The organism is Nostoc sp. CHAB 5715, from assembly GCF_020829685.1.
In the GTDB taxonomy this organism is placed as follows: Bacteria; Cyanobacteriota; Cyanobacteriia; order Cyanobacteriales; family Nostocaceae; genus Nostoc.
Window position 1 is genome coordinate 1 of sequence record NZ_JAIVFR010000233.1, and the last position, 8,472, is coordinate 8,472.

Annotated in this window: 11 protein-coding genes and 2 pseudogenes; 5 read left to right on the forward strand and 8 right to left on the reverse strand. The window is 44.2% G+C overall.

The window, feature by feature from the left end; genetic code table 11:
* Positions 1-87: 87 nt before the first annotated feature.
* A pseudogene (locus tag LC574_RS14670) lies at positions 88-219 on the reverse strand (NUDIX hydrolase); the annotation flags it as partial.
* A 141-nt stretch (positions 220-360) separates the two neighbouring features.
* On the opposite strand from LC574_RS14670, the gene LC574_RS14675 reads away from it, so the two are divergent.
* Both LC574_RS14675 and LC574_RS14680 read left to right on the forward strand, forming a co-directional pair.
* The gene (locus tag LC574_RS14675; RefSeq protein ID WP_229454204.1) at positions 361-669 is read left to right on the forward strand and encodes a hypothetical protein; all 309 of its coding nucleotides are present in this window, start codon (positions 361-363) and stop codon (positions 667-669) included.
* A gap of 2 nt (positions 670-671) precedes the next feature.
* Positions 672-1,115 carry a type II toxin-antitoxin system VapC family toxin gene (locus tag LC574_RS14680; protein WP_229454213.1) on the forward strand — a complete coding sequence of 148 codons (444 nt, stop codon included), beginning with the start codon at positions 672-674 and terminating at the stop codon, positions 1,113-1,115.
* A 119-nt stretch (positions 1,116-1,234) separates the two neighbouring features.
* Here LC574_RS14680 and LC574_RS14685 read toward each other — a convergent pair.
* The 3 genes and pseudogenes from LC574_RS14685 to LC574_RS14695 all read right to left on the reverse strand — a co-directional run.
* A pseudogene (locus LC574_RS14685) lies at positions 1,235-1,366 on the reverse strand (NUDIX hydrolase); the annotation flags it as partial.
* Positions 1,367-1,440: 74 nt separating this feature from the next.
* Positions 1,441-1,872 (reverse strand): NUDIX hydrolase, encoded by a 432-nt coding sequence (locus tag LC574_RS14690; protein ID WP_229454205.1) that lies wholly within the window; start codon positions 1,870-1,872, stop codon positions 1,441-1,443.
* Between the two features lie 51 nt (positions 1,873-1,923).
* Positions 1,924-2,061, reverse strand: a complete 138-nt coding sequence (locus tag LC574_RS14695) for a hypothetical protein (protein ID WP_229454206.1) — start codon at positions 2,059-2,061, stop codon at positions 1,924-1,926.
* Positions 2,062-2,075: 14 nt separating this feature from the next.
* On the opposite strand from LC574_RS14695, the gene malQ reads away from it, so the two are divergent.
* Both malQ and LC574_RS14705 read left to right on the forward strand, forming a co-directional pair.
* A complete protein-coding gene (gene malQ, locus LC574_RS14700) occupies positions 2,076-3,584 on the forward strand; it encodes a 4-alpha-glucanotransferase (protein ID WP_229454207.1) in 1,509 nt (502 codons plus the stop codon).
* Positions 3,559-3,705, forward strand: coding sequence for a hypothetical protein (locus LC574_RS14705; RefSeq protein ID WP_229454208.1), 147 nt, complete (start codon positions 3,559-3,561; stop codon positions 3,703-3,705). Before malQ ends, LC574_RS14705 begins: the two co-directional genes overlap by 26 nt.
* Positions 3,706-3,915: 210 nt before the next feature.
* Here LC574_RS14705 and LC574_RS14710 read toward each other — a convergent pair whose 3' ends face one another.
* Both LC574_RS14710 and LC574_RS14715 read right to left on the reverse strand, forming a co-directional pair.
* Positions 3,916-4,731, reverse strand: coding sequence for a RodZ family helix-turn-helix domain-containing protein (locus LC574_RS14710; RefSeq protein WP_229454209.1), 816 nt, complete (start codon positions 4,729-4,731; stop codon positions 3,916-3,918).
* Positions 4,732-4,760: 29 nt separating this feature from the next.
* Positions 4,761-5,519: a pseudouridine synthase gene (locus LC574_RS14715; RefSeq protein WP_229454210.1), complete on the reverse strand. Its 759-nt coding sequence runs from the start codon at positions 5,517-5,519 to the stop codon at positions 4,761-4,763.
* Between the two features lie 133 nt (positions 5,520-5,652).
* Here LC574_RS14715 and LC574_RS14720 point away from each other — a divergent pair, with 133 nt between their 5' ends.
* A complete protein-coding gene (locus LC574_RS14720) occupies positions 5,653-6,366 on the forward strand; it encodes a DUF2993 domain-containing protein (protein ID WP_229454211.1) in 714 nt (237 codons plus the stop codon).
* Positions 6,367-6,771: 405 nt separating this feature from the next.
* Here LC574_RS14720 and LC574_RS14725 read toward each other — a convergent pair whose 3' ends face one another.
* Together LC574_RS14725 and cbiT are read right to left on the reverse strand one after the other, a co-directional pair.
* Positions 6,772-7,653, reverse strand: a complete 882-nt coding sequence (locus tag LC574_RS14725) for a phosphatidate cytidylyltransferase (RefSeq protein WP_229454214.1) — start codon at positions 7,651-7,653, stop codon at positions 6,772-6,774.
* A gap of 229 nt (positions 7,654-7,882) precedes the next feature.
* On the reverse strand, positions 7,883-8,472 hold a 590-nt coding region (gene cbiT, locus LC574_RS14730; RefSeq protein WP_229454212.1), incomplete at its 5' end, for a precorrin-6Y C5,15-methyltransferase subunit CbiT.

Genomic DNA, 8,472 nt, shown 5'->3' on the forward strand with positions numbered 1-8,472 from the left:
TGTTTACACAAACTGTATGTTGGGGAATTCCAGATATTCCTCTCCCCTCTTCCTTCGCGCCCTTTGCGCCTTCGCGGTTCGTTCCTCCTACCCCAACCTCGAACGTATCCCATAATGCCGATATTGCCAATAATCGCGCAAAATGCGATCGTGGTCAAAACATAAATCACCAGGCACACGCCAATACTCAAAAACTCCTACATCCTTAGCATCATCACCAACCTTGATAATGTTGGGTTTCGTTCCTCAACCAACCTACATTGGAGTTATTTTTTAGGCTTAACCGAAGAGTATTGCGTCAGGTCTACATTTTGATCGCACTCGTATAATACTGTTACGACAGACTGCAAAACATCATTTATGAATATTAAAGAACTACTGCTCCAAGAAATTGAATCATCCTCAGATGTTATACTAGCCCAAACACTAGATTTTTTGCGTTTTCTTAAGGCAAAACCAGGAACCGAGGAAATATCTCTTGACCTGTCAACGGAAAAAAATGATAATACTTCCAATCATAAAACGAAACCGGAAATACAGGAAGCAACACCAATTCTTAGAGGTTCTAAAGCAGAAGACTTGCTAAAATTTGCCGGAACCTGGCAAGGGGATGATTTTGAGGAGTGCTTGCAGCTTGTTTACGAAACCCGTTCTCCGGCTGAATTTTAGTGATGTACCTTTTAGATACCAACCATTGTAGCCGGATCATTTTTGGAGAAACAAACATCATTCGTCGGTTACAAGAACACATTGGTTTAGGGGTTGCAACTAGCGTTATTGTGCAAGGTGAACTCCTTTACATGGTGCAAAAGTCTTCTCAACAAGAAGCAAATCTTCGCTTTGTTAGAACTTTTCTGCAAACCATTGATCTTTATCCCATTAGTGGAGGAGTTGCAGATGTTTACGGTAGCCTCAAAGGAGAAATTGTCGAACATTTTGGCCCCAAAGATAAAGCAAAGCGTAGAAAGTTTACAGTTCAAGATTTGGGTTTTAGCGATAACGACTTGTGGATAGCATCAACTGCTCTGCACTATAACCTCACCGTCGTCTCAGGGGACAGTGATTTTCAAAGGATACAACAAGTACAAGCCTTAGCCTTAGAATCTTGGCTTTGATATCCTCCCAACACCAACCGATTCCTACATAATGTTTACACAAACTGTATGTTGGGGAATTCCAGATATTCCTCTCCCCTCTTCCTTCGCGCCCTTTGCGCCTTCGCGGTTCGTTCCTCCTACCCCAACCTCGAACGTATCCCATAATGCCGATATCGCAAATAATCGCGCAAAATGCGATCGTGGTCAAAACATAAATCACTAGGCACACGCCAATACTCAAAAACTCCCACACCCTTAGCATCATCACCAACCTTGATAATGTTGGGTTTCGTTCCTCTCCCCTCTTCCTTGGCGTCCTTGGCGTCTTGGCGGTTCGTCCCTCTTACCCCAACCTCGGACGTATCCCATAATGCCGATATCGCCAATAATCGCGCAAAATGCGATCGTGGTCAAAACATAAATTACCAGGCACACGCCAAGACTCAAAAACTGCTACACCCTTAGCATCATCCCCAGCCACAGGTTCACCAGTCGCTGTCGCCAAAAACACAATGCTAATGGTATGCTGACGCGGATCGCGATCGGGATCAGAATACACCAGTAATTGTTCAACTAACTCCACCTGCAAACCCGTTTCTTCCTCAGCTTCCCGCCGCGCAGCCACTTCCACCGCTTCTCCATAATCCACAAAACCACCCGGAATAGCCCAACCTAAAGGTATATTATGTCTTTCAATTAACACTATTGGCCGATGAGGTCGATCTATTAGTTCAATGATGATATCAACTGTCGGTGCAGGATTTCGGTAAGTCATAGTTATTAGTCATTAGTCATTGGTGATTGGTCATTGGTCATTGGTCATTAGTCATTGGTGATTGGTCATTTGCAAAGGACAAAGGACAAAGGACAAAGGACAAATAGTTGATTTACCCTGCAAATACTGTTCCGTGATAAATTCGATGCGATCGCATCGCGTATCCATCAGATAATTGCTCTTTCTCATAATTCAGATTAAATATGCCTTTTCCTAGATCCAGTGGCATTTTGCTGCATCCTACCTCCTTTCCCAGTCGATTTGGCATTGGGGATTTAGGCTTAGAAGCCTATCGCTTCATTGATTTTCTTAAAGAAAGCTATCAACAATATTGGCAAGTTTTACCCTTGGGCCCCACTGCATACGGCAATTCCCCGTATATGTGCTACTCGGCAATGGCGGGAAATCCCCTGCTGATTAGCCCAGAAAAACTGCGAGATGAGGGTTTGCTAACTGAAGAAGACTTTGCTAATTTACCAGGATTTCCAGAAGAAAAGGTAGATTTCGAGCAGGTTGTGCCGATTAAGATTGGGCTACTCAAAAAAGCCTGTGAACATTTTAGAACCAATCCTACACCTATCCAGCAGAAAGAGTTTGAAGGTTTTTGCGATAGCAAAGCCTATTGGCTAGATAATTACGCCTTATTTATGGCGCTGAAAGATGACAACGAGAATGCAAACTGGCACGCATGGAAGTCAGAACTTGTCAAGCGTGATCCACAAGCAATGGAGCAAGTACAGGATCGGCTTAATGGAGAGATTTTTTATTACAAGTTTGTCCAATTTGAGTTTTTCCGCCAGTGGTCAGACCTGAAAAGCTACGCCAACATGCGCGGTATTGACATTATCGGCGATATCCCCATCTACGTAGCTCATGATAGTGCCGACGTGTGGGCGCATCCCGATATCTTTTGCTTAGACGAAGAGACTGGAGTTGCTGCCCAAATGGCAGGAGTCCCACCAGATTACTTTAGCGCCACCGGTCAATTGTGGGGCAACCCAGTTTATAACTGGGAAGAATTGCAAAAACAAGACTTTAAATGGTGGGTACAGCGCTTTGAGGCAATGCTGGATTATGTCGATATAATTCGTATTGACCACTTCCGGGGCTTCGAGGCATATTGGTCAGTACCCAAAGGCGAAGAAACTGCCATGAATGGCAAATGGGTGGAAGCACCTGGAGACGCTTTTTTTGAAGTGATTAGAGAGAAGTTGGGCAAGCTACCCGTCTTAGCGGAAGATTTGGGAGTAATTACACCAGAGGTAGAAGCGCTGCGAGACAAGTATGAATTTCCTGGGATGAAGGTTTTACAGTTTGCCTTTGGTTCTGATCCCGGTAATCCATTTTTACCATTCAATTACCCGCGAAATGCTGTAGTTTATACCGGGACTCACGATAATGACACAACTGTAGGCTGGTTTAATTCAGCTAACGAAAACGAAAAGCAAAACCTGTTGCTTTATTTGGGTTCTATCAGCCCTGAGGGCATCCACTGGGATTTAATTCGCCTAGCTTTGAGTTCCATAGCCAATCAAGCGATTATTCCCTTGCAAGATGTTTTGGGATTAGGAAACGAAGCGCGGATGAATTTTCCCAGTGTTGCTGAGGGTAACTGGGAGTGGCGCTATCAAGCAGCAGCTTTGACACAAGAATTAGGCGATCGCTTGAAAGTTCTTACCAGACTCAATGGACGCGCCCCGGAAGCCCAGTAAGGCAAGGGGGCAGGGGGAGATGAGGGAGCAGGGGGAGATGAGGGAGCAGGGGGAGATGAGGGAGCAGGGGGAGATGAGGGAGCAGGGGGAGATGGGGGAGCAGGGGGAGATGGGGGAGTAAGGGGAGATGGGGGAGTAAGGGGAGATGAGGGAGTAAGGGGAGATGAGGGAGTAAGGGGAGATGGGGGAGTAAGGGGAGATGGGGGAGCAGGGGGAGATGAGGGAGTAAGGGGAGATGGGGGAGTAAATGCCTCCTTGTCTCCTTGTCCTCCTTATCCTCCTCATCCTCCTCATCTCCCTCATCTCCCTCATCCTCCTCATCCCCCTCATCTCAAAACTTAGGTTTTGCAGCAATTCTAACTTCTTCCTCTTTACCCGGTTCTCCCATTTCTTTGGCTTTTTCTTGGTTGATGCTCATTAACACGCCACCAGCATTATCAGTTTTCACTGTGAGTTGCTCTTGAGCTTTCCAAATCCGGTGAGTTCCCTCTGGGAGAGTACCCTCAAACTCGATTTTGCCATCGGCTATTACGCGAATCCAAGATGACGCTTTCAAAGTGACACCAATCTGTACAGCCTTTCCCTGTTGGACGGCGCTAAGGGTATCGTTAACTGATTGAACCTCCACTGACTCTTTTATTTGGGCTATTTCTGGTTTAACAATGGACTTTTGTTTTGGGGATGGCTGATTTTGACTATTACTTGCTTGTAGTACCGCGTTATTTAATAACTGAGATAAGCCATTTACAGAGCATACAATTAGCAATATGTAAAGAAAGTAAAGATGAATCGGACGTAGTTGATTAAGGGGTGAATTATTCCCCATACCTTGAGGGTTCACTTGTGCAGAACTGATCGGAAAAGTGCCAGAAAATTCTACTCCATTCAAGCCTAGTGCATCGGCAAATTGCCTGATTAAACCCTGTATATAAACTGGTTCTGGCAGATCGTTTAAATTGCCTTCTTCGATCGCCTGCAATAATCGCTGGGGAATCCTAGTTAATGCAACCATTTGCTCTAGAGATAATCCCTGTTCTTGACGCAATGCCCAAAGTTGAGCGCCCATTTTTGCCAACTTTTCGGCTCGTTCTTGCTCTAATGAGATTGATGGCTGCTTATTATTATTCTTCTTTCTTAGCCATTTCATGACTACTGATACTCCTTAACTCCACAGAATCAATAATTAGGTTGCGTTATCTGATCTTGCAAAAAGTGAATTTCATGATCTTTGAGGGAACGATATTTACCCTCTGACAAAAAAGGTTCTTTTGGAGTTTGTAATTGAATTGGGCCGATAGCAGTCCGATGCAGCTTGATTACTGGGTATCCTAACTGTTGAGCTATCCGGCGAATTTGGCGATTTCTTCCCTCCTGCAAGACTATTTCTAAAAAGCTTTGCTCTGCACGATGTTCTATTAGCTGTACCTTAGCTGGTCTGGTTTTTCTACCCTCCAACATCACACCTTGACGCCACATTTTCAGTACTGTTTCTGAAGGATGTCCTTCTACCAAAACACGATATGTCTTGGAAATACTGTGGCGGGGATGGGTTAGTCCAAATGTCAGATTTCCGTCATTGGTCAGGATTAATGCTCCTGTAGAATCTGCATCTAAACGCCCAACTGGGTGAATACCTGTACCCTCCCGTAATTCTTTCGATAGTAGATCCAGGACTGTTGGTCTGCGGTGAGGGTCGTAGCAAGTCGAAACCACACCTGCTGGTTTGTGCAGCAATAAATATATTAAAGCCGGACGCTGCTTTTTAGATATAGGCTTATCATCAATTGCGATCGCATCTTTTTCGGGATCAACTTTTTGACCTAAATGTGCTAATACCCCATTGATCCGCACCCGTGAGTGCCTAATCATTTCTTCGGCTTCACGACGTGAGGCGATACCCCATTGAGCGAGAATTTTTTGTAACCGTTCCTCCATGTGGAATTGCTTATTTACTGTTAACAATTAAATAATATTTGCATTTTGTAGTGAGTAGGCATAAATGTTACATTTAAGACTTATTTAATTTCTGTTCGGTTGTTAAGCAAATATTCATAAACAGATTCGTTAGATGCCAGAGCAAAATTCCCAAACAACAAATACAAATAAAATCCGCATAATTACGCAAGTAATCACAACAGCCCTAAAGCTCTGGTTGAGAACGCAAGTGAGCGAAATATCGGACTTAGAAGTGGAGATTAAAGCGAGCGATCGCCAAATTCTCTCTGGGCGTATCCCGTCGGTATCTATTTTTGCTACTGATGCAATTTATCAAGGTCTCCTAATTACACAAATTCAATTAATAGCGGAAAATATTCGCATAAATATCGGCTCGGTACTCAAGGGAAAGCCGCTACGACTGTTAGAAACAGTACCAGTAATTGGCGATTTGATCGTAGACGAGAAGGATCTTAATGCTTCTCTCTCATCTGACTTATTATCGACTGCTTTGAGTGATTTGTTGGTTAAAGTTTTACCAACATATTGCCCAAAGTCACAACCAATAAATTGGCAAGAAATTATCCTTGATAACAACCAAATTATACTGCGAGGTATGAGAGTAACCAATAGTGAAACAACTCCTCTAGAGATTTGTCTAAGCTCACAGTTACTCAGTGGGCATGAGTTGCAACTAGCACATATAAAAATCTTGCCCAACCAGGGGGATATATTAGAGGACAATCATGAGTACAATCTGGATCTTGGCTCAGATGTCGATATCCAAGAACTAACGCTGATCCCAGGTAAGCTAGTGTGTCGTGGGCGGATTAACGTTAACCCTTGATGATGACGAATTAAAAATTAAGAAATGCTTACACTCTATTTTAAATGATATGAAGCCTCTCAGGGGATGAGGGGGCAGGGGACAATCCTGCGCTTTGTTTCTATGCCGCTGGGGAATAGAATTCCAAGTTATTGCATTGAAAGGACGATAAACACAATCCTGCGCTTCGTTGCGATCCCGCCTTGGAATAGAATTCCAAGGCTAATAGCTTAAGTCCTCTCAAGAGGACTAAACAAGAATTTTAGTCCACTTAAGTGGACTTGAGCTATTAGCCCGGAACTTAAGTTCTGGGCGGGATGTGGGTCAGTGGAATACTTTAACTGTTACAAAAATGTGGGTAATGACAAGCCCTACAAGGGTTGGGGCTGTTCTTCTGAGGTCTGTATTGAAATCAACTGAAAACCGTTACAGTAGCGGCAACAGTAGTGTCACAAAATAATAAACCAAAGGAGCAGTGAAAATATAACTATCAGTACGGTCTAAAATACCACCGTGTCCAGGGATTAATTGTCCAGAATCTTTGACTCCAGCATCTCGCTTGAGCATAGACTCGGTAAGATCCCCCAAAAGACTAGCAATGCCAATCAGTAAACCCAATGCTAAACCAGTGAAGGGGGATCTGGGCAAGTGCAAATAATAGGCTCCTGCTATGGCTACAGCAACACTTGAAGTAATACCAAAGACAGCACCTTCAACAGTTTTTTTCGGGCTAATATCAGACAGACGGGTTTTCCCAAAGATTTTGCCAATAGTGTAAGCGCCGATATCCGCTGCCCAAATACACAAAAAAGTTAGCAGTGTTGCTGTAAAACCTTGTGGTAATGAAGCAGAATTTGCCTTTTCCCAGAAATCTGTCCAGGTTGTGGGCCAATAACCTCCGAAAGGAAGATTGCTAAAAGTAGCACTATCAATTGCCCGTAATCGCACCCAGTAACTCGGCAAATAACCTACGTAAAATAGCCCCATAATAGAAGCGGAAACATCAGCGATCGTGGCAAATTTGGGTTGAAACAGCAGGTAAAAACAAATAAGTGTGCCTGCTATTGGCATCACAGCATCAGCTAAACTGCCATCAAGGGTGCAAATTACCAACAAAACTTGACTAGCAAACATTGTGGTTTTAGCGGCGGGAGCGATGCCTCTGGTTAGCACCAAATTAAAATATTCCTGTTGACCCAAAAAGATGATAACCGCAAAGATGATGGTAAAGTACCAACCCCCCAAAAGGGTTGCAGAAAGAGCAAGAGCGATCGCAACAATTCCACTAATAATCCGAGACCAAGGCATAGAAGTATTAAATATTGGGCATGGGGCATTGGGCATTGGGCATTGGGCATTGGGCATTGGGGGTTGGGCATTGGGCATTGAGGGTTGGGCATTGGGCATTGGGCATTGGGCATGGGGCATTAATTAATTAGTTATTCTTTCTTCCCCTGCAACGCCAGCTCCCCCTACTTCCTCATCGCTGTTTTCTCCCTTCCTTTACCGCTTCTTTCAATGCCCCATGCCCCATTCCCTAATCCAGTTTCTCACCACTAAGGATAAAAATGGGATCAACGGCGGTAAAGGTTTGAGAAAAGCCACGCGTTTCTAAGCGGTTAACCGCAGACTGGACGACTTCGATATTTCTAGCCCTTAATAGGGAAAAGCTCTGGGAAATAGCATACAGACTTTCTAGATTAGCAGCTGTGGCTACAACCCGACCGGATGGTGGCAAATAATGCCACGCTGCTTGCAAAATATCCTGAATGGGGCGTCCTCCCTCGATGCAAACGCGGTGAGGTGTAACTTTAAGATCATGTAAACACTCTGGGGCGCTACCTTCAATTACTTCGACGTTTTTCACATCAAAGCGATCGCAGTTACGCTTGATCAGATTAGCGACTTCTTCATCCCTTTCTATAGCGATAATCTTTCCGCTTGGACACAATAGCCCCACTTCTACCGGAATTGTACCCGTCCCTGCGCCAATGTCCCACAAAACAGAATCTGATTTTAGTCGCAGTTGGGCAATCAATAGTAGTCGGACTTCTCGCTGACTCAGGGGAATTCCTGGCAAATTTTCAAACAATTCATCGGGAATACCAGGGGTAATATAAGGCCAAA